The organism is Sneathia sanguinegens, assembly GCF_001517935.1.
GTDB lineage: Bacteria > Fusobacteriota > Fusobacteriia > Fusobacteriales > Leptotrichiaceae > Sneathia > Sneathia sanguinegens.
In genome coordinates, this window is sequence record NZ_LOQF01000004.1 from 59,827 (window position 1) to 80,228 (window position 20,402).

The following is a 20,402-nucleotide window of genomic DNA, read 5'->3' on the forward strand; positions in this document are numbered from 1 at the left end:
AAAGTATAACACACTAAGTGTATTTATTCAATAAATAGGGGCATTACAGCCCCTATCTTAAACTATCAACTAATTCAGTTTTACTCTCAGTTTTTTCATCAACTTTTTTAATAATTTTAGCTGGCATTCCAGCAACAACTACATTTTCTGGTACATCTTGAGTTACAACAGCACCAGCAGCAACAACTGAGCCTTTTTTAACTCTGACACCTTCTAAAACTACAGCATTTGCACCAATTATTACATTGTCTTCAATGACAACAGGTTTTGCTGAAGGTGGTTCTATAACACCAGCTAATACAGTACCTGCACCTATGTGGCAATTATCTCCTACTTGAACTCTACCACCTATAACTACTCCCATATCAACCATTGTACCTTTTCCAATTTTAGCACCGATATTAATAATTGCACCCATCATAATTATACATTTATCTTGAAGTTCAACCTTTTCACGAATAATAGCACCAGGTTCTATTCTAGCATTGATATTTGCTACATTAAGTAAGGGTACACCAGAGTTTCTTCTATCATTTTTGAAATGATAATTTTTTAAATTATTTTCTTTTATTATCTTTTGTATTTCATCGACTTCACCATAAATGATTTTGATATCTTTTTTACCTATAACTTTACAAGAATAAGTGTTTTTTATTTCTTCATCAGTTATAAGTTCACAAGGTGTTTTTTTTGGTGAAGTTGCGAGATATGAAATTATCTCTTCTGTTTTTTCTCGATTAGTCATTTTTTATTTTTCTCCTTATCTAAAATTACTTCAAAGCTATGCCAACTTAAAGTAGCACATTTTATTCGTGCAGGCATATCTCTAACATATTCCATTAAAATGGCATCTTTTAAAAGATTAAAATCTCCTTCTTTGTGTTCCTTCATCATGGTAAAAAAGTTCTCAACAATTTTTTTAGCTTCTTCTAAATTTTTACCTTTTATATCATCGATTAACATAGCTGTTGAAGCTGTAGAAATAGCACAACCACTACCAATGAATGAAGCATCTAAAACCATATTATTTTCTATTCTAACAAGTAAAGTTAAGTCATCACCGCAACTAGGATTATGACCTCTTTCAACAAAACTAGGATTTTCAATTTCTTTTTTTAAATCTTTTCTCTTATTATACTCTAAAATTGTTTGTTGATAAATTTTTTCTATATCTGTCATAAATTAAAAACCTCTTTTACTTTTTTTAAACCTTCTATTAATACATCAATATCTTCATAAGTATTATAGATATTAAAACTTATTCTACAAGTAGAATTAATTTTCATAAATTGATGTAAAGGTGCTGTACAATGTTGACCAGAACGAACATTTACCTTGTATTTATCTAATATAAAGGCAGTATCATGTGAATGTACTCCTTTTACATTAAAGGCAACTATAGGTACTCTATCAACATTTTCGATGTAGTAAGTTTCTACAAAATCTAAGGAATTCAATTTACATAAAAGATCAAATAAAAGATCATATTCTATTTTTTTTATTTCGGAAAAGCCAATTAAATTTATATAATCTATAGCTCTAGATAATGATGATATAGCTGCAGTATCCATAGTTCCACCTTCGAATTTATGTGGAAGGGGAGCAAAAGTTGAATATTGTTCTTCAACATAATCTATCATATCGCCACCGTAAATAAATGGGGGCATCTTATCAAGCAATTCTTTTTTACCATAAAGCACTCCAACACCAAAGGCAGAGTACATTTTATGCCCAGAAAAAGTTATGAAATCAGCATCCCATTTGGCAACTTCATGTTTGAAATGTGTAATAGACTGAGCACAGTCTAGTAAAACAAGAGCATTATATTTGTGTGCATAATCAATAACAGTTTTAAAGTCTTGTATTATTCCTGTTGTATTTACAACAGAAGATAAAGAAACAATTTTTGTTCGTTCATTAACCTTATATTTGAAATCTTCAAGATCAATTTGACCATCTTTATCTAAATAGAAAAATTTCAAAGTACAACCAACTTTTTTAGCTATGAATTGCCAAGGAACAATATTAGCATGATGATTTGAAACGCATAAAAGAATTTCATCATTTTTTTCTAAAAAACTTAAGCCATAAGAATAGGCTACAAGATTAATAGCTTCAGTACAATTTTTTGTGAAAATTACTTCGCCACTATCATCAGCACCAATAAAATCTTTAACCTTTTGTCTAGTATTTTCTATTATAGAAGTATTTAACATAGAAAGTTCATATGAACCACGACCGGCATTAGCATTGAAATTTGTATAATATTCTACAAGATCATCAATTACCATTTGTGGCTTTTGTGTAGTTGCAGCACTATCAAAGTATGCAATATCTTTATTTTTAAATATGGGAAAATGTTCCCTTAAATTTTTTTCCATTATAGCATCCTATTATTAATTTCTTTAAACATTTTTTCTTTAATATCTTCAAATTCTATTCTCTCAAATATTGGTCTGAAAGAAGATTCTACAATTATTTTTTTAGCTTCTTTTGAATTGAAACCTCTAGACATTAAATAAAATAATCTATCTTCATTAACTTTTCCAACAGAAGCAGCATGAGCACCAAGAACATCATCTTCGTCACAAAGCATAGCTGGTATCGAATGAATTTTAATAGTATCATCTAGTAATATAGAGAATTCACCTTCGCTTGCCTTTGATTTGCTACAGCCTCTATAGAAATATATATTTCCTCTAAATATTTTCAAACCATGATCCTTCGTTGCACCACGACCTTCTATATTTCCATTATTTCTTTTACCATGGAATAAAAGTGAATATTCAAAATCAGCTTTTCTGTGTTCATCAACCAAATATGCAGGTATGAATAAGACTTCAGAGCCTTCACCTAAAAATCTTGCTTTACTAGCAACAGCATTTATCTTTGCACCTAATTCTAAGTCATAATAATTAAGTTTTACATTATTATCTAAAACAAAGTCAGTTTGTGTAAAATTCTTAGAAAAACCATTTAAATTTTGTAGATTTATAAGCTCAAGTTCTGAGTTATCAGCTAGATTAACTCTTATATATCCATTGTGATAATGTTCATTTTTATCAGCAGATTCATAGAATATTAAAAGTTTTGCCCTTGAATTTTTTTCCATGTTTATATTTATTCCATTAATTAGAGTATCAGAAATATTATTAAAATCAAATTTTATAGCTATCATTTTTTCTAACTTGCTAGATATATTTAAAGCAAGGCTATTATTTAATCTTTGCTTATTTTCTATTTCATGATATTCCCCTAAACCACGATAGGGTTCTGGTCTATCTTCGCAATATTTTGATATATTTATACCATTTTGATCCATATTAAGAAAAGTAACATTATTTATATTATATTCTTTTTGTTCTATTGTTTCAGTCGGAGCATATTTTAATCTTTTCCAATATGGTTTTTGTAATTCTTCATATTTTTTCATAAAGCCTCCTAACCTATTGTTCCTTCAAGTTCAATTTCTATAAGTCGATTTAGTTCAACGGCATATTCAAGAGGAAGTTCTTTTGAAATAGGTTCAACAAAACCACGAATAATTAAAGCTTTAGCTTCATCATTTGTTAAACCTCGTTGCATTAAATAAAATATGGCATCATCTGAGATTCTACCAATAGAAGCTTCATGACCTATGTCAATATCATCTGTATTTGAAACTATCATAGGTATGGTATCAGACTTTGATAAATTATCTAACATTAAAGATTCGCATTCTGCAGTAGCCTTTATATGCTTTACTCCGGGTACAACTTCCATTAAGCTTCTATAACAAGCCCAACCACCATTTTTTGAAATACTTTTTGATTTTACTTTAGAACTTGTGTAAGAAGCTGCGTGTATTACTTTACAACCTGAGTCTAAATATTGACCAGCTGAGGCAAAAGTTACACCAGTATATTCGGAACGAGATCTTTCACCCTTTAAAATACTTAAAGGATAAAGCATAGAAACCTTTGAACCAAAAGATCCAGATATCCATTCTATAACTCCATCTTCATCAACTAAAGCTTTTTTTGTATTTAAATTGTACATATTTCTTGACCAATTTTCTATGCTAGAATATCGTAATCTTGCTCTTTTACCGATATATAGTTCAACAGCACCAGCATGTACTACATTTTTATTATACTTAGGTGCAGAGCAACCTTCTATAAAGTGAACATCTGCATCATCTTCAACTACTATTATGGTATGTTCATATTGACCTGCTTCTGGAGCATTTAATCTAAAATATGATTGTATTGGTTTTTTTACTTTCACTCCTTTTGGAATGTATAGAAAAGTTCCACCAGACCAAACAGCAGCATGAAGAGCTGAAAATTTATGATTATCTACAGGTATTAATTTCATAAAATATTTCTTTATCATATCAGGATATTTTTTTACTGCAGTTTCAATATCTGTATAAATTACACCATCTTCATCTAATTCTTTTTCAAGATTATGATATACAACAGATGAATCATATTGTGCACCAACACCACCCAAAGATTTTTTTTCAGCTTCGGGTATACCTAATCTATCAAAAGTATTTTTAATATATGAAGGCACATCATCCCAAGTATCAGACATTTGCTTTGCATTAGGTTCAAGATAATTTACAATGTCATTTATGTCAAGATCAGATAAATCTGCACTCCAAGTAGGCATAGGTTTTTGATTGAAAACTTTTAAACCTTCAAGTCGTATATCTAACATCCATTGTGGTTCATTCTTTTTCTTAGAAATTTTTCTTACAATTTCTTCATTTAAGCCCTTACCAGTTGTATAACCAGCATCGACTTTGTCTTTTATGTCGTAGACACCCCGTTCAATATCTGCAACATAGGTTCTCTTTCTAGGAGTTTCATCAGCCATTGTTATTAATCCTCCTTATTTTTAAATTCTTCAAATCCATTTTTTTCTATATATTCTATAAGTTCTTTACCACCATTTTTCTTAATTTTACCATCTACTAAAATGTGAACATAATCAGGTTGTAAATATTCAAGAACTTTATCATAGTGTGTAATAATTATCATTGATGCATCATCTCTTTTTAAGGTTCTTAGCCCCTCAAATACTATTTGAGTAGCATCTCTATCAAGACCTGAGTCAGCTTCATCAAGGATAGCAATTTTAGGTTCAAGTATAGCCATTTGTAAAATTTCATTTTTCTTTTTTTCACCACCAGAGTAACCGACATTTAAGTGACGATTACAATAAGAAGGATCTATATTTAATTTTTTCATTGTTTCAACTAAATATTTATGGAAAAAAGTAAAATATTGTTTTTCACCAGTTACAGCTTCTTTTGCTGATCTTAGGAAATCTTCCAATGTAAGTCCTGGTATTTCTTCAGGATATTGGAAAGATAGGAATATACCAGCTCTAGCTCTTTTGTCAACAGATAAATCTAGTATATTTTGCCCATCAAGGTATACCTCACCTTTTGTAACGGTATAGTTAGGATGACCAACTAAAACACTAGCTAATGTTGACTTACCAGCACCATTAGGACCCATAATTACATGAATTTCACCTTTGTTAATTTTTAAATTAATTCCTTTTAAAATTTCTTTGTCTTCAACTTCAGCGTGAAGATCTCTTATATCCAATAAAGTCATGCTTTTTCCCCTTTCACTTTGTAATCATTACAATCAATTAAATTATATACTTTACATGAATTAATGTCAAACGAAAGTTAAAGAATAGTTTACATATTTCAACATGTGAAAATATGATAAAAAAATTAATGAAATATTGAGTGAAAAAAGAATAAGTTAGAAAAAAAGTTAAAATAAAGTTGACAAAAAATTTTGTAAATAATACTATACATTCAAGGAGGCAAAAATGATAAAAATTACAAATTTGAAAAAAAATTTAAATAAATTTTGCATAGATTTAAATTTTGCCGTACAAAAGTCGGATATATTTGGAATAGTTGGCAAATCAGGTAGTGGTAAAACAACGACTTTAAAATTATTACAGGGTTTAATAAAAAAAGATAGTGGAGAAATACAAATTATTGGAAGTAGTAATTTAATATTTCAAGAAGCTAATTTATTGAATAATTTGTCTATATTTGACAATGTAAACCTAGCTTTAAAATTAAAAGGAATAAGAGATAAAGAAAGAGTAGAAAAGATTTTAGATTTTGTGGGTTTAAAAGATTTTATGAAAAAATTTCCAAGTCAATTATCAGGTGGACAAAAACAAAGGGTAGCTATTGCAAGAGCATTAGTAACTAAACCAGATATTTTATTATGTGATGAACCTACAGCCTCATTAGATATGAAAACAAGTTTTGAAATTTTAAATTTATTTAAGGAAATAAGGGAAGAATATGGAACGACTATAATTATTGTAAGTCACGATCTTGATGTTATTCGATATCTGTGTGATAAGGTGGCGATACTAGAAAAGGGCAAGATATATGAAGTTTTTAAGGTTAATAATAAGGAAAGATTAATTGAGGATTATATTAGTTATGTGAAGAAGGAGTTGGTATAAAATGGATTATGAATTAATGCAAGCACTGCGTGAAACAATAATTATGATATTAATACCGACTTTAGTTTCTATTATATTTGGTCTTCCAATAGGGGCTTGTATATATTTGAAAAATAGCTTAAGTATATTTTGCAATATTTATGTAAATGTTGTTAGAAGTGTACCATATTTATTATTTGTAATAATATTAATACCTCTTACAAGACTACTTTTTTCAACGGCTTTTGGGGTGCTACCTGCGACTTTACCTTTGTGCTTTGTGGGAGTTGCAACTTTTTCAAGATTTGTTGAACAGTCTTTTGGTGATGTTAATAAAGGAGTAATTGAATTAGCAGAATCAATGAAGGTATCAAAATACCAATTAGTTAGATATTTTTTAATAGTAGAGTCAAGACAAAGTTTAGTTTTAGGCTTAACATCTACAATAATAAGTATAATTTCTTATTCAACTGTAATGGGAATAGTTGGAGCAGGAGGTATAGGAGATTATGCTATACGATATGGATATTATGAATTCAATATGCAAGTGGTTTATAAGGCGATAATATATATAGTAATTTTAGTATTTATTATACAGATAGTAGGTAAAAAAATATCAGAGTTATTAGATAAGAAAGGAAGTAGATAAAATGAAAAAATTAGGAATGTTAATTTTTAGCATGTTTTTAACTGTATTATCATTTTCAAATGATAAATTAATTAGAATTGCAGCATCAGTTTATCCAATGGAAAAAATAGTTAGAATTGCTGCAAAAGATTTAGAAAAAAAAGGATATAAGGTTGAAATTAAAGTGTTAACAGATTATCAAACAGCCAATGTAGGGTTAAAAGCAGGGGATTTTGATGCTAATTTTCATCAACATGAACCTTTTATGCAAATTTTTAACCAAAGAGCTAAGGCAGATTTGGTAAAAGTTAGAGCAATATATGATGTATATGTAGGTTTTTATTCAAAAAAATATAAGCACTTATCACAATTACCTAAGGGTGCAACAATAGCTATACCAAATGATCCTACTAATCAGGCAAGAGCTTTATTGATTTTAGAAAAGGCAAATATAATTAAATTAAATAAACATTCAGGTTTAGTTTCAATAAAAGATGTTAAAAGCACAAAGAATGGATATAGGTTTATGCAATTTCCAATTCCATCTTTAGTTCAAGCTTATCAAGAAGCAGATCTTGTATTTAATTGGCCATCACATATGAAAAGAATAGGTGTTAGTGTTAAGCAAGCTTTAATAAAAGAAAATGATCCTAATAAGACTTATGCGATAATTTTAGCAGCAAGAAAAGATAATAGAAATTCACAAAAGATAAAAGAACTTGAAAAAGCGATGACAAGTAAAGAAGTTAGTGAATTTTTGAAAAAAGAATATAAGGATGAAGGATATCCAGTATTTTAAAATTGCATAAAAGTATAATATAATTTGACTATTTTCATAGATTTTTATATAATCTATTTAAACTATGGAAAGGGATTGAATATATGGAAGATGCAGATTTGAAAAAAATACATCCAATGACAAAAAAAAGTATAAAAACATTTATTGAAAAAAATGGTTTAGATAAAGCATATATAGATAAAATAGAAAATTTAAAAACAATACAAGATTTTATAAATTTTTCTGAAAGTATTAAGGATGAAAGTAAAGATTTAGCTGATTTTATAGCAAAAAAATTTGAAAATAAGATAAAAGATACTGTAAAAGACCCATATTATTTAGAATTCGATTTTGCAATTTTAGGAAAAATAACGGGTGTAAATAATAAAGAATTACAACTTATATCAGACAAAAAAGCAAAAGAAATAAAAGATTTATTAAATAAAGAAGTTATTGACTATGACAGAATAAATCTATTAGTAAAAGAATTAAGAAATGAAAGAAAAGATAAAATAAATATACATGAATATTGTTTAGATGGTTTAGCTAGAATTGTAAAAATTATTTTAAGAAATTTGAATATAATGGCAGTTGAATATGGAAAAAGAAATATATTTTTAGAAGCAATAGATGTTACTGAAAGTAAAGCTGCTATTAGGCCTGAAGCATTAGAATATTTTAATATGGGAATTGAAGAAATTAAATTAAATGACAAACAAAAGGACTATATTTTTCAATATTCAAAAAAGAATAATGTGAAAAAATCAATATTTTCAGCTAAAAAAATAAATACAGTCAAAGATTTTACAAATTTACTTTGTACTTTAACAAAAAATATGTTAGTTGGATCAAAGGAAGATATGCTAGATTATTATTCTATAAAAAAAGTTTTTGAATTATATGAAATGTTAGTATAAAAAAAATGATGTTTAAACATCATTTTTTTATTAATTGATTTGCTAATTCAATGATTTTTGTAGTTGAATAACATTTAGCTAATTTTTTCATACTATCTACCATATTATTATAATATTCTTTGTTTTCAATTAAGAAATTTATGTAATTAGGAATGTGTTCAAAATCTTTAATTTCCAAAGCCATATTTGATTCAACTAAAAATGCAGTATTTTCTTCTTCTTGACCAGGAATGTAAAAAGGTATTATCATAGGTAGATGTTTATTTATAGCTTCTGTAGAAGTAAGTCCACCTGGTTTTGTAATAATCAATTTAGAATTATCCATAATATCACTTATCTTATCAGTGAAACCATAAATATGTACTTTACCATCAATAATTTGTTTTGTTAAAGTTTTTGTTAATTTTTTTTGTAATTTTATATTTTTTCCACAAACAACAGTTAAATGTATAGGTAAATTTGAATTAACCAAGATATCTACTACTTTTTCCATTGCTTTTAAACCTAGAGAACCACCCATAAGTAAAATATTGAAGTCATCAGAAATATTTTCTTTTTTTGTTCTAAATTCTTCTTTTACAGGTATACCAAAAATGAAAACTTTATCTTGGTCTATACCCTTTTCTACTAAAGTTTCTTTTGTATAGTCACTACCTACAATATATGCATCAACGACCTTATCAATATATGTAGCATGTGCTTTAAAGTCTGTTATAATTTGAATATATGGTATATCAAATTTAAATAATCTTCTAAGTTGTGCATACATTGGAACACCAAAGGGATGAGTTGAAATTATTACATCAGGCTTTTCAGTTTCCAAAAGTTTTTTAAGCTTTAATTCATAATGAATTAAAAAGTTTTTCAAAAAGAAGCTATTTATAAAATCAATATCAGATATTTTATATAATATTGAGTATGCCTTATTTAGATTAGCATTTAATAAAAAATCATAGCCTTTTTCTATAATATGGAATTTTGATTTATTAAAAAGCCCATATATTATACAAGTATTACCTTGCTTTTCTATTTCATTTTTTAAATTTTTAGCTGCTTGTATATGCCCACCACCAGTGGCGGCTGTTAAAATTAAATATTTCATATATACTCCTTTATTAAAAAAATACTTCAAAATAACTTCAAAGTATTAAGAGAGTTATGGTGCCCAAACGCGGAATCGAACCACGGACACAGGGATTTTCAGTCCCTTGCTCTACCGACTGAGCTATCTGGGCAAAATTAATGGCGGAAGTGACGAGACTTGAACTCGCGACATCTTGCGTGACAGGCAAGCACTCTAACCAACTGAGCTACACCTCCATATGGTGGTCACAATTGGGCTCGAACCAATGACCCCCTGCTTGTAAGGCAGGTGCTCTCCCAACTGAGCTATGCGACCGAACTACAAGTTATAGTATAATAAAATATGAAAATTGTCAAGTAAAAAAAGTACTGCAAAATAATTTACAGTACTTTAGACTTAGAATGTTTCTGGTTTTGATAAAATATTTAAGTCCTTATCTATATCAAAAATTAATGGCTTACCAGTAGTTAAATTTAAGTTTAAAATATCTTCATCAGAAATTTTTAAAAGATACTTAATTAAAGCTCTTAAACTATTACCATGTGCAGCTATAATTACATTTTTACCAGCTTGAATTTCCTTAGAAATTGTTTCATTCCAGTAAGGTAATACTCTTTTAATTGTATCTTTTAAGCTTTCACCTCTAGGACATTCAGCATCACTTAGGTCTTTGTATCTTCTGTCAAATTTAGGATATCTTTCTTTATCGTCAAGTTCAACTAATGGAGGTGCAACATCAAAGCTTCTTCTCCAAATATGAACTTGTTCATCACCATATTTTTTAGCTGTTTCAGCCTTGTTTAAACCTTGTAGAGCACCATAGTGTCTTTCGTTTAATCTCCAAGATTTGTATACAGGTAAGTAAAGTTGATCTATTCCTTCAAGAACATAGTTAAGAGTTTTAATTGCTCTTTTTTGGTATGAAGTAAAGGCAACATCAAATTCTAAACCTAAGTCTTTTAGTGTTTTACCACCATTTTTAGCTTCTTGAACTCCTTTTTCTGTCAAGTCAACATCAGTCCAACCAGTGAATTTATTTTCCAAGTTCCATTGGCTTTCACCATGTCTTATTAAAACTAATTTCATTAGTAAGTCTCCTTTCAAAATTCTTAAGTTAATTATACAATAATTGATTAAAATTATCAATAAAATAGACTAACAACTTTTTGATATTTGTGTTAAAATGAATTATATAGGGAAAGAGGTGCGATTATGTTATATCCAAAACAAACAATAACAAGGGAGATTTTAGATTTAAATGGAATTTGGGAATTTAATTTTGAAAATGAAGAAAAGGAGTATATTGCAGTTCCCGGTTCATTTAATGATCAAGTTGCAAATCATAATAAAAGACATTATGTTGGAAATATGTATTATAGAAAGGAATTTTATCTTAATTCGCAAATGCTTGAAAAAGATATATTTATAAGATTTGGATCTGTAACGCATAATGCTAAAGTATATGTAAATGATAATTTTGTTGGCTCACATAAAGGAGGATTTACTCCATTTGAAATTAATATTAATGAGGTAGCAAAAGAAGGCTTGAATGAAGTATTAGTTATAGTTGATAATATTTTAGATTATACAAGTTTACCTGTAGGTAATTTAAAAATTATTGACGGAGTTAAAAAAGTTGATGAAAATTTTGACTTTTTCAATTATTCAGGCATACAAAGACCAGTAAAAATATGGATAAAACCTAAACAACATATAGAAGATGTAATTATAACATATGAAGTTGTAGAAAAAAATGCAAGAGTTTCTTTTGAAATCAAAAAGAATTGTAATTTAAAACATAGAATAAGAATATTGGATGAAAATAATAAAGTAGTTTCAGAAGATGGATATATTAAAAATGTTAAATTATGGCAACCATTAAAAGCATATTTATATAAAGCAGTGGTTGATTTACTTGATGAAAATGATGAAATTGTAGATGAATATATTGAAGAATTTGGAATAAGAACATTAGAAATAAAAAATAATCAATTACTTATTAATTCTAAACCTTTTTATTTCAAAGGTTTTGGTAGACATGAAGATACAATTTTACATGGTAGAGGTTTAGATGAAGTTGCAAATATAGCAGATATTAATAGAATGTTATGGATAGGAGCAAATTCATTTAGAACTTCACATTATCCATATAGTGAAGAAATGATGAGATTAGCAGATAGATATGGTTTTGTTGTTATAGATGAAACAACTGCAGTAGGTTTGGTAGATGGCTTTGGTTTTGAATTATTAGATAAGAAAAAAGTAAATAATACTTGGACTGTTATGAAAACTAAAGAAGCTCATGAACAAGTAATAAAGGAAATGATAGCAAGAGATAAAAATCATGCCTGTGTAGTTATGTGGTCTATAGCAAATGAACCAGCAAGTTCGCAAGAAGGAGCATATGAATATTTTAAACCCTTATTTGAACTTGCTAGAAAATTAGATAAACAAAAAAGATTCTGTACTTTTGTTAACTATATGTTAGCACCTGCAGATAAATGTTTGGTTACAAGTCTTTGCGATATTATTTGTATAAATAGATACTATGGTTGGTATGTTGATTTATCAAATTTAGAATTAGCTAAGAAACATATGCTTGAAGAATTGAAAATTTGGCATGAAAAATATCCAACAAAACCAATTGTATTTACAGAATATGGAGTAGATACCTTAGCTGGTATGCATGATATGGATGAAATGACACCTTATTCTGAAGAATTTCAATTGGAATATTATAAAATGTATGAAGAAGTATTTGATAGCTTAGATTATATTATAGGTGAACAAACATGGAATTTTGCAGATTTTCAAACTAAATTTGGAATATTCAGAGTTCAAGGAAATAAAAAAGGTGTATTTACAAGAGATAGACAACCAAAAAGTATAGCAAGACATTTGAAAGAAAGATGGACGAAAGACTAAAGGTGAATTTTATGAGAAAAATTACTATAAAAGATATAGCAAAATTATCTGGAGTTTCATTTAAAACTGTATCACGTGTTATAAATAACGAAAAGAATGTTAAAGATACAACAAGAGAAAGAGTTGAAAAACTCTTGAAAGAATTTAATTTTAGTGTGAATTATAATGCAAAAAGATTAGCAAGTAATAGTTTAAAACAAATTGCTATAATTACTAATACAGAAGATAATGAGTTAAATAAAAATTATATTATAATGAACTATATATTAAAATATGGTAAGAAAAGAGATTATACTATTTTAGTATATAAATCAATGAAAGAATTAATTAGAAATAATTTTGGAAAGATAGATGCAGGATTTTATGAAGGAGTAATTTTTCTCAATCCTAAAAAAATGGATGAAGTTCAAAGAGTTTGTGATGATAATATACCTGTTGTAGTATCAGGTATTAGTGATAAGTATATTTATGTTGGAACAGATCAATTTGAAAGTGCATATTTAGCAACTAAATCATTAGTAAATAAAAAATGTAGAGATATTGGAATAGTGTTGGGTGATCCAGAAACAAGAACAAATATTGAAAAAGTTAAAGGATATAAACAAGCTTTGAGAGATTCAAATATTAGAATAAATATGAAAAAGATTATGTATAATTATGAAACAAGTCATCAAGTGGAAAATTTGATTACAAAATTTTATTTAAAAAATGAATTGTTTCAAGCTTTGATAATAGGGTCAGATATATTAGCATTAGGAGCAGTTAGGGCAGTCAATAAATTAGGGATTAAGTGCCCAGAAAAATTCAAGTTTATTTCATTTGGGAATACATATATTTGTACAGAAACTTATCCTACTATAAGTTCTATAAAGCAAAACTTTGAAGAAATTGCTCGCCAATTAGTTGATAAAATTATTAATATAATAGAAAATGATAGTAGAGAAACAAGCTTTAAAATATCGGCAGAAATTATTGAAAGAGAGTCAACTATTTAAAATAAAAAAAATAGTTGACATTCATTTTAAAAAATGCTATTATAACTATTGTCTTGATGGAACGGTGTTTAGCGCAGCCCGGTAGCGCACTTGCCTTGGGAGCAAGGGGTCGTAGGTTCAAATCCTATAACACCGACCATGCGGGAATAGCTCAGATGGTAGAGCGTCAGCCTTCCAAGCTGAATGTCGCGAGTTCGACCCTCGTTTCCCGCTCCATCTATGGTGACCGTAGTTCAGTTGGTAGAGCGCCAGTCTGTGGATCTGGTTGTCGCGAGTTCAAATCTCGTCGGTCACCCCACTTCCAAGTATATGCGTGAGTGGCGAAATTGGTATACGCACTAGACTTAGGATCTAGCGCTTCGGCTTGAGAGTTCGAGTCTCTCCTCGCGCACCACTTCAATTAGAAGCAAGGCTTCTTTTTTTTTGTTGCAATTTAGATACTTTTTTTAGTATAATACAAGAGTGGAGGAAGTATGAATTGTAAATTTAGTAAGGCCAAAATTTTAGAAGTGTCAAAAAAAGAATTTTTGAAATATGGTTATCAAGGAGTTTCACTTAGAAAAATTGCAAAAAAATGTAAATTGAGTACAGGTGCTATTTATGGTAACTTTAAAAATAAAGAAGAATTATTCAATGAAATAATTCATAAAGATTTAAAAAATATTTTAAATGTATTCAAAATTGCAAAAACAAAGACAATAGCTTGTAATGATAAGGTTATTGAAATATTAAAAAAAGGTGAAATAACCCAAGAACTATTAGATGAAACAGAAAATATGTACAAGTATATGTATGCAAATAGAGAAGCATTTATTTTGATATATTCTTCCATAGGAACAAAATATGAGAAGATTATAACAGACTTTACAGAAGAAGATATAAAGTCTACCTTTGAGTTATATAAAAAAGTTAAGGGAATAAGTAAGATAGAAAAACATAAAGAAAGGATACTAAGAACCATTGCTGGAGATTGTTTTAAAGGAATGATACCATATTTGATTGAATTTAAAACTTATGAAGAAGCTAAGGAATACTTGGAGCTATACATTAAATACTATATTTCATCTTTCTTATTTCTAGTAAATATATAATGTAGTGTTTAAGTTAGAAGCTTAAACACTTTTTAGGTAATAGAGAAAAAATGGAGGTAAAAAATGAAACATCATGTAGTCGAACTAATAAGCGAAAAAGAAATTGCTGAAAGAATTGAGGAATTAGGTAAAAAAATTTCTGAAGATTTTAAAGATGAAGAGTTAATTCTTGTAGCTCTTTTAAGAGGATCTGCTCTATTTCTAGCAGATATTTCAAGAAAAATAACTAGTAATTGTAGAATAGATTTTATGTGTGTATCTAGTTATGGAAATAGTATGGAAACTAGTGGAAATATAAATATAAAAAAAGACTTAGATGAAGATATCTGTAATAAGAATGTTTTAATAATAGAAGATATTATCGACACTGGAACTACTCTATATAAAATAAAAGAATTTTTATTACAAAGAAAACCTAAAAGTTTAAAAATTTGTACTTTACTTGATAAACCTTCAAGAAGAGTGCATGATGTTAAAATTGATTATGTTGGATTTACAATACCAGATGTCTTTATCGTAGGATATGGTATAGATTATGCACAACAATATAGAACATTACCATATTTGGCTGAAGTTGTTAAGGAGGATGAATAATAATGGATAAAACTTTTGTTGTAGTAGGAACACAATTTGGAGATGAAGGTAAGGGTAAAATAATAGATGTTTTGGCACCAACAGCAGATTATGTTGTTAGATTTCAAGGTGGTAATAATGCTGGGCATACAGTAGTAGTAGGAAATGAAAAATTTGTATTACATTTATTACCTTCAGGTATAATAAGTTCAAAGGGTAAGTGTGTAATTGGTGCAGGAGTGGTTATATATTTAAAGGTTCTACTAGAAGAAATAGAACAATTAGAAACAAGAGGTTTAGATTTATCAAAACTATATATAGATAAAAGAGCACATATAATTTTCCCATATCATATTGCAATTGATAAGGCAAAAGAAGAAGCTTTAGGTAAAAATAAAATAGGAACAACACAAAGAGGTATAGGACCTTGCTATGTAGATAAGATCTCAAGAAATGGTATAAGAATAGGAGATTTATTAGATGAAGAAAGATTTCATAGCAAATTAGAATGGAATTTAAAAGAAAAAAATGATATGTTGCGTAGATATGGAAAAGAAACTTTTGATTTTGATAAATTGTATAATGAATATATTGAATTAGGTAAAAAAATAAAAAATAGAATAATAGACTGTGTTAGTGAATTAAATAATGCAATAGAAGCTGGAAATAGAATGTTATTTGAAGGAGCACAAGCTCTTATGTTAGATATTGACTATGGAACTTATCCATATGTTACTTCATCATCACCAACTGCAGGAGGAGTTTGTGTAGGTACAGGTGTAGGACCTAAAAAATTAGATAGAATCTTAGGTGTTATGAAAGCATATACAACAAGAGTTGGTGAAGGAGTTTATCCAACAGAATTAAAAGATGAAAATGGAGAAAAATTAAGAGAAGTAGGACATGAATATGGTGCAACAACTGGTCGTGCAAGAAGATGTGGATGGCTAGACTTAGTTATGGGTAAATATGCAACTATGATTAATGGATTAACAGATATAGTTTTAACAAAAATAGATGTTTTAACAGGTTTTGAAGAAATAAAGGTTGCAGTAGCATATGAAATTGATGGAAAAATCTACGATTCATATCCAGGTAATTTAAGACCTTCTCAAGATCTTCGTGTAATATATAAAACTTTTAAAGGTTGGACAGAAGATATTACAAATATAAAAGAATATGACAAATTACCAAAAAATTGTAAAGAATATATTGAATTTATAGAAAAACAATTAAATGTAAAAGTTTCTTTAGTTTCAGTAGGACCTGAAAGAACACAAAATATTTATAGAACAGAGTTTTAAGGAGAAGTATGGACAAATATGAAAATCCACTATGTACAAGATATGCTAGCAAACAAATGCAATATATCTTTTCACCAGATAATAAATTCCAAAATTGGAGAAAATTATGGTATTCTTTAGCTAAAGCTCAAAAGAAGCTTGGTTTAGCAAATATAACTGATGAACAATTAGAAGAAATGAAAAAAAATATTTCAAATATTGATTTTCAAAAAGCAAAAGAATATGAAAAAAAATTAAGACATGATGTTATGGCTCATGTCTATACTTTTGGTGATGCCTGTCCAAAGGCAAGACCTATTATACATTTAGGGGTAACAAGTGCCTTTGTTGGAGATAACACAGATTTAATACAAATAAAGGAAGCTTTAATTTTAGTTAAAAAAAGACTTTTAGTTGTTATGGAAAGCCTTGTTAATTTTGCTGATAAATATAAGGAAGTTCCCTGTTTATCTTATACACATTTTCAAGCAGCACAATTAAGTACAGTAGGTAAAAGAGCAAGCTTGTGGTTAAAATCATTTGTGTATGATTTTTATGAAATAGATAAAAGAATAAATAATTTAGAATTTAGAGGAGTTAAAGGAACAACAGGGACAGGAGCAAGTTTCAAGGAATTATTTGGGGATAATTATGAAAAGATGAAAGAATTGGATAGACTTGTTACAGAGGAAAGTGGTTTTAAAAAATGTCAAGAAATTAGTTCACAAACTTATGATAGAAAACAAGATACATATATTTTACAAACCTTGGCTAGTCTTGCTGATTCGGCATATAAAATGACGAATGATTTTAGATTATTACAACATGAAAAAGAAATAGAAGAACCTTTTGAAAAAAATCAAATAGGGTCTTCTGCTATGGCATATAAAAGAAATCCAATGAGATGTGAGAGAGTTTCAGCCTTAGCAAAATTTGTTATATCTCTTGAGATGAATGGGCATTTAGTTCATAGTAGTCAATGGCTTGAAAGAACCTTAGATGATTCAGCAAATAAGAGACTTTCATATCCACAAGCATTTTTAGCTATAGATGCAATTTTAATAATATTAGAAAATATTTTGGATGGCGTTGTAGTTTACAAAAAAATGATAGAAAAGAATATAAGAAAAGAATTAGGTTTTATGGCTACAGAAAATATAATGATGGATGCTGTAAAAAAAGGTATGGATAGACAAGAAGTTCATGAGATTATACGAACTTTATCTATGGAAGAAGTTAAAAGTATAAAAATTGAAGGTAAAGAAAATCATTTGATAGATAGAATAGTTAAAGATGGAAGATTGGGTTTAACTATGGAAGACATGGAAAAGATATTAGACCCTAAGCAATATATAGGATTTTCTGTAGAACAAACAAAAGAATATTTGTCGAAAGTTAGAAAAATTTTAGACGATAATAATAAATTTTTACGAATAAAAAAAGAGGATTTAACTTTATGATAGAAGAAAATATTAGAAAACTCTTAGATAGTTTAAAAGAAAGTAATGATAATCTAATACAAGCTGAATATCTTTTTGATGAACTAAGAGAATATATAAGTGATAAAAAAGATATATATAAAAAAATTTTAGAAGAATACGATCAAGATGAATTGAATAAAATAGTAAAAGCTAGTTATCAACAATATGTAAAAAGAGCGAGAAAACTTTTCTTTAAAGAAATTATAGGCTTTTGCATATATATGCTAATAGTTTGTTCAGTAATTGTATTTGGTCTACATGCAAAATCAGATATGTTATTAATATATATTTTAGGTGCAGCCGGAATTTTTTGTATAATAAGAAGTGTGGCATATAAGAAAAATTTGGAAAAAATTAGTAAATTAGAGTATGAAAAAGGTGTGAGTGAAGAAATAAAAAGATTTGTAGAGGGTTTAAAAAATGAATGAACTATTAATTAAAATAGAAAAAGAAGAAAAAGTAGATCTTAATAAAGAATTAAAGACAATTGTCTTGGATGACCTTCAAGCCTTGCTTTTATCTACATATATTGTTGATAAAAGTATTGCTCAAATAAGAGAAGCTTATGATATGCCACAAAGTATAGCAAGTATTAGTCAAGTAAGTGAAGAATATATAAAACAAATAAAAAATGGAGAAAATAAAAAAGATATAGCAGATGAAAGATTTTTAAATTTAATAGACATAGCTTTAATACAAGTTATAAAAAATATAAAGTCTGAATTTTCATTTATAGAATTAGTGGATGAAGCAAATTTAATAGTCGCTCAATTTATAAATCAATTTTATGAAAAATTGGCGAAGAAGTATAGTATTGAAAAAATAAAGGAAATATTTTCAATATTTTGTTCTATTAAATTATTGCAATTTCAAATAAAGAAAGAAAATGAAGAATATTCTGCTAAAATTTCTATTTTAGTATATTTAAAAGTTAGAGATAGATTAGCTAAAAATGAAGAATTAAAAAGTATTTTAGAAGGTATGGGCATAAAAGAAGAATACTATAATAATTTAGATAAGATGTATCATAATATAGAAATTGAAGATTTAGATGATGTATATAGCTATACTGAAAAAGTAATAGATGAATTTGAAAGATTAAGACAAACATTTATGTTTAACTATTTTGAAGAAACATTCTTAATTAAATTCTTGAATATAAATGGTAGAAAAAATGAAGATAAAGAAATTTGTGAAAGCATGAAAATAGGTGAAAAAGAATTTAAAGATATGTTAAAATCTATTATGAAAAAAATAAGTGAAACGGAGGAAGCGTGAAACTTAAAGCCTTAATAGATAAATTAAATGAAAAATTTCCAGAAAATATTTGCGAATCTTGGGATAATGTTGGTCTACTATTAGGTGACAAAGACAAAGAGGTAAAAAAGGTCTTAATAGCCTTAGAAGTTAATTCTAAAGCTATTGATAAGGCTATACAAGAAAGAGTTGATATGATAATATCACATCACCCATTAATATTTAAATCTTTGAAAAAAATTACAAAAGATGACATGATAGGCTCAAGAATTATGCGTCTTTTAGAAAATGATATAGCTGTATATGCTATGCATACTAACCTTGATTCTGCAGCAGGTGGATTAAATGACTATGTGTTTAAATTACTAGATTTAGATGCCAAAAGAATGTATGAGAATGAAACTAAAAATAGACCAATTCGATATTTTAATCTAGCTAAAAAGATGACTATTGAAGAAATGGTGAAAGTTGTAAAAGAAAAGTTAAATATTTCTCAACTTAGAGTAATATATGATGAGTATTATACAAAAAAAGAGATAAAAAGTTTTGCTCTTGTAACAGGGTCAGGGATGGACTTTTTTAATGAGGTAAAAGATAAGGTAGACTTATTCATTACAGCAGATGTTAAATATCATGAAGCACAAGATGCACTAGAACAAGGTGTTAGTATAATAGATTTTGGGCATCTTGAAAGTGAAGTTCATGCAGTGGACCTATTATCAAACTATTTAAAAGAAACTACAAATGTACAAATTGTTGAATTTCACAATAAGCCAGTATATATTTATTAATAATAGGGAGTGTGTAATAAATTATTATTGTAATTTATTATACATTCCTTTTCATATAAAATAAAAAAATAAATATCTAAGTAGAGATGAATTAAATCAAATAGGATATAAAAAAAACTCGT

21 protein-coding genes and 7 tRNA genes are annotated in these 20,402 nt (G+C 27.8%); 17 read left to right on the top strand and 11 right to left on the bottom strand.

The features are described 5' to 3' along the window. Positions 1 to 52 precede the first annotated feature (52 nt). Genes dapD through sufC form a run of 6 tightly spaced genes read right to left on the bottom strand, consistent with a single transcriptional unit; the run spans position 53 to position 5,612 of the window. Positions 53 to 745 carry a 2,3,4,5-tetrahydropyridine-2,6-dicarboxylate N-acetyltransferase gene (gene dapD, locus AWT65_RS02755; protein WP_066729150.1) on the bottom strand — a complete coding sequence of 231 codons (693 nt, stop codon included), beginning with the start codon at positions 743 to 745 and terminating at the stop codon, positions 53 to 55. Next, positions 742 to 1,179 carry a Fe-S cluster assembly sulfur transfer protein SufU gene (sufU, locus tag AWT65_RS02760; RefSeq protein ID WP_066729151.1) on the bottom strand — a complete coding sequence of 146 codons (438 nt, stop codon included), beginning with the start codon at positions 1,177 to 1,179 and terminating at the stop codon, positions 742 to 744. The genes dapD and sufU overlap by 4 nt, the downstream gene beginning before the upstream one ends. Next, positions 1,176 to 2,381: a SufS family cysteine desulfurase gene (locus tag AWT65_RS02765; protein ID WP_066729152.1), complete on the bottom strand. Its 1,206-nt coding sequence runs from the start codon at positions 2,379 to 2,381 to the stop codon at positions 1,176 to 1,178. Before AWT65_RS02765 ends, sufU begins: the two co-directional genes overlap by 4 nt. Continuing rightward, complete coding sequence (locus tag AWT65_RS02770; protein WP_066729153.1) at positions 2,381 to 3,433, bottom strand: SufD family Fe-S cluster assembly protein; 1,053 nt, start codon at positions 3,431 to 3,433, stop codon at positions 2,381 to 2,383. The genes AWT65_RS02765 and AWT65_RS02770 overlap by 1 nt, the downstream gene beginning before the upstream one ends. An 8-nt stretch (positions 3,434 to 3,441) precedes the next feature. Then, positions 3,442 to 4,863: a Fe-S cluster assembly protein SufB gene (gene sufB / locus AWT65_RS02775; RefSeq protein ID WP_066729155.1), complete on the bottom strand. Its 1,422-nt coding sequence runs from the start codon at positions 4,861 to 4,863 to the stop codon at positions 3,442 to 3,444. A gap of 5 nt (positions 4,864 to 4,868) precedes the next feature. Then, positions 4,869 to 5,612: a Fe-S cluster assembly ATPase SufC gene (sufC, locus tag AWT65_RS02780; protein WP_066729157.1), complete on the bottom strand. Its 744-nt coding sequence runs from the start codon at positions 5,610 to 5,612 to the stop codon at positions 4,869 to 4,871. Between the two features lie 226 nt (positions 5,613 to 5,838). Between sufC and AWT65_RS02785 the strand changes: the two genes are divergently transcribed. The 4 genes from AWT65_RS02785 to AWT65_RS02800 all read left to right on the top strand — a co-directional run bounded on the left by AWT65_RS02785 (position 5,839) and on the right by AWT65_RS02800 (position 8,800). After that, a complete protein-coding gene (locus AWT65_RS02785) occupies positions 5,839 to 6,498 on the top strand; it encodes an ATP-binding cassette domain-containing protein (RefSeq protein ID WP_066729159.1) in 660 nt (219 codons plus the stop codon). A gap of 1 nt (position 6,499) precedes the next feature. Then, positions 6,500 to 7,126 carry a methionine ABC transporter permease gene (locus AWT65_RS02790; RefSeq protein WP_066729160.1) on the top strand — a complete coding sequence of 209 codons (627 nt, stop codon included), beginning with the start codon at positions 6,500 to 6,502 and terminating at the stop codon, positions 7,124 to 7,126. A gap of 1 nt (position 7,127) precedes the next feature. Next, complete coding sequence (locus tag AWT65_RS02795) at positions 7,128 to 7,904, top strand: MetQ/NlpA family ABC transporter substrate-binding protein (protein WP_066729166.1); 777 nt, start codon at positions 7,128 to 7,130, stop codon at positions 7,902 to 7,904. A gap of 83 nt (positions 7,905 to 7,987) precedes the next feature. Next, positions 7,988 to 8,800, top strand: coding sequence for a hypothetical protein (locus AWT65_RS02800; protein WP_066729170.1), 813 nt, complete (start codon positions 7,988 to 7,990; stop codon positions 8,798 to 8,800). A 19-nt stretch (positions 8,801 to 8,819) separates the two neighbouring features. Here the strand turns inward: AWT65_RS02800 and AWT65_RS02805 are convergent, their stop codons facing one another. From AWT65_RS02805 to gpmA, 5 genes are all read right to left on the bottom strand, one after another. After that, positions 8,820 to 9,902, bottom strand: a complete 1,083-nt coding sequence (locus tag AWT65_RS02805; protein WP_066729171.1) for an MGDG synthase family glycosyltransferase — start codon at positions 9,900 to 9,902, stop codon at positions 8,820 to 8,822. A gap of 57 nt (positions 9,903 to 9,959) precedes the next feature. Beyond that, positions 9,960 to 10,035, bottom strand: a tRNA-Phe gene (locus AWT65_RS02810). Positions 10,036 to 10,043: 8 nt separating this feature from the next. Then, a tRNA-Asp gene (locus tag AWT65_RS02815) sits at positions 10,044 to 10,120 on the bottom strand. 3 nt (positions 10,121 to 10,123) lie between these two features. Continuing rightward, a tRNA-Val gene (locus AWT65_RS02820) sits at positions 10,124 to 10,199 on the bottom strand. An 81-nt stretch (positions 10,200 to 10,280) separates the two neighbouring features. Then, on the bottom strand, positions 10,281 to 10,970 hold the full coding sequence (gene gpmA / locus AWT65_RS02825) for a 2,3-diphosphoglycerate-dependent phosphoglycerate mutase (RefSeq protein WP_066729173.1): 690 nt from the start codon (positions 10,968 to 10,970) through the stop codon (positions 10,281 to 10,283). Positions 10,971 to 11,096: 126 nt separating this feature from the next. Here gpmA and uidA point away from each other — a divergent pair, with 126 nt between their 5' ends. From uidA to AWT65_RS02890, 13 genes are all read left to right on the top strand, one after another. Further along, a complete protein-coding gene (uidA, locus tag AWT65_RS02830; RefSeq protein ID WP_066729175.1) occupies positions 11,097 to 12,809 on the top strand; it encodes a beta-glucuronidase in 1,713 nt (570 codons plus the stop codon). 11 nt (positions 12,810 to 12,820) lie between these two features. Next, on the top strand, positions 12,821 to 13,804 hold the full coding sequence (locus AWT65_RS02835; RefSeq protein WP_066729177.1) for a LacI family DNA-binding transcriptional regulator: 984 nt from the start codon (positions 12,821 to 12,823) through the stop codon (positions 13,802 to 13,804). 62 nt (positions 13,805 to 13,866) lie between these two features. Further along, positions 13,867 to 13,943, top strand: a tRNA-Pro gene (locus AWT65_RS02840). A gap of 1 nt (position 13,944) precedes the next feature. After that, positions 13,945 to 14,020, top strand: a tRNA-Gly gene (locus tag AWT65_RS02845). Between the two features lie 6 nt (positions 14,021 to 14,026). Further along, positions 14,027 to 14,102, top strand: a tRNA-His gene (locus AWT65_RS02850). A 13-nt stretch (positions 14,103 to 14,115) separates the two neighbouring features. Next, positions 14,116 to 14,198, top strand: a tRNA-Leu gene (locus tag AWT65_RS02855). 79 nt (positions 14,199 to 14,277) lie between these two features. Then, positions 14,278 to 14,895, top strand: a complete 618-nt coding sequence (locus AWT65_RS02860; RefSeq protein ID WP_066729181.1) for a TetR/AcrR family transcriptional regulator — start codon at positions 14,278 to 14,280, stop codon at positions 14,893 to 14,895. Between the two features lie 63 nt (positions 14,896 to 14,958). Then, on the top strand, positions 14,959 to 15,489 hold the full coding sequence (hpt, locus tag AWT65_RS02865; RefSeq protein ID WP_066729182.1) for a hypoxanthine phosphoribosyltransferase: 531 nt from the start codon (positions 14,959 to 14,961) through the stop codon (positions 15,487 to 15,489). 2 nt (positions 15,490 to 15,491) lie between these two features. Further along, on the top strand, positions 15,492 to 16,772 hold the full coding sequence (locus AWT65_RS02870; protein WP_066729183.1) for an adenylosuccinate synthase: 1,281 nt from the start codon (positions 15,492 to 15,494) through the stop codon (positions 16,770 to 16,772). Positions 16,773 to 16,780: 8 nt separating this feature from the next. Next, positions 16,781 to 18,211: an adenylosuccinate lyase gene (gene purB, locus AWT65_RS02875; RefSeq protein WP_066729184.1), complete on the top strand. Its 1,431-nt coding sequence runs from the start codon at positions 16,781 to 16,783 to the stop codon at positions 18,209 to 18,211. Continuing rightward, positions 18,208 to 18,660: a hypothetical protein gene (locus AWT65_RS02880; RefSeq protein ID WP_066729186.1), complete on the top strand. Its 453-nt coding sequence runs from the start codon at positions 18,208 to 18,210 to the stop codon at positions 18,658 to 18,660. The genes purB and AWT65_RS02880 overlap by 4 nt, the downstream gene beginning before the upstream one ends. Next, a complete protein-coding gene (locus AWT65_RS02885) occupies positions 18,653 to 19,510 on the top strand; it encodes a hypothetical protein (protein ID WP_066729188.1) in 858 nt (285 codons plus the stop codon). Before AWT65_RS02880 ends, AWT65_RS02885 begins: the two co-directional genes overlap by 8 nt. Next, entirely contained in the window at positions 19,507 to 20,280 is a 774-nt protein-coding gene (locus AWT65_RS02890; RefSeq protein ID WP_066729189.1) for a Nif3-like dinuclear metal center hexameric protein, read from the top strand. Before AWT65_RS02885 ends, AWT65_RS02890 begins: the two co-directional genes overlap by 4 nt. The last annotated feature ends 122 nt before the right edge of the window (positions 20,281 to 20,402 follow it).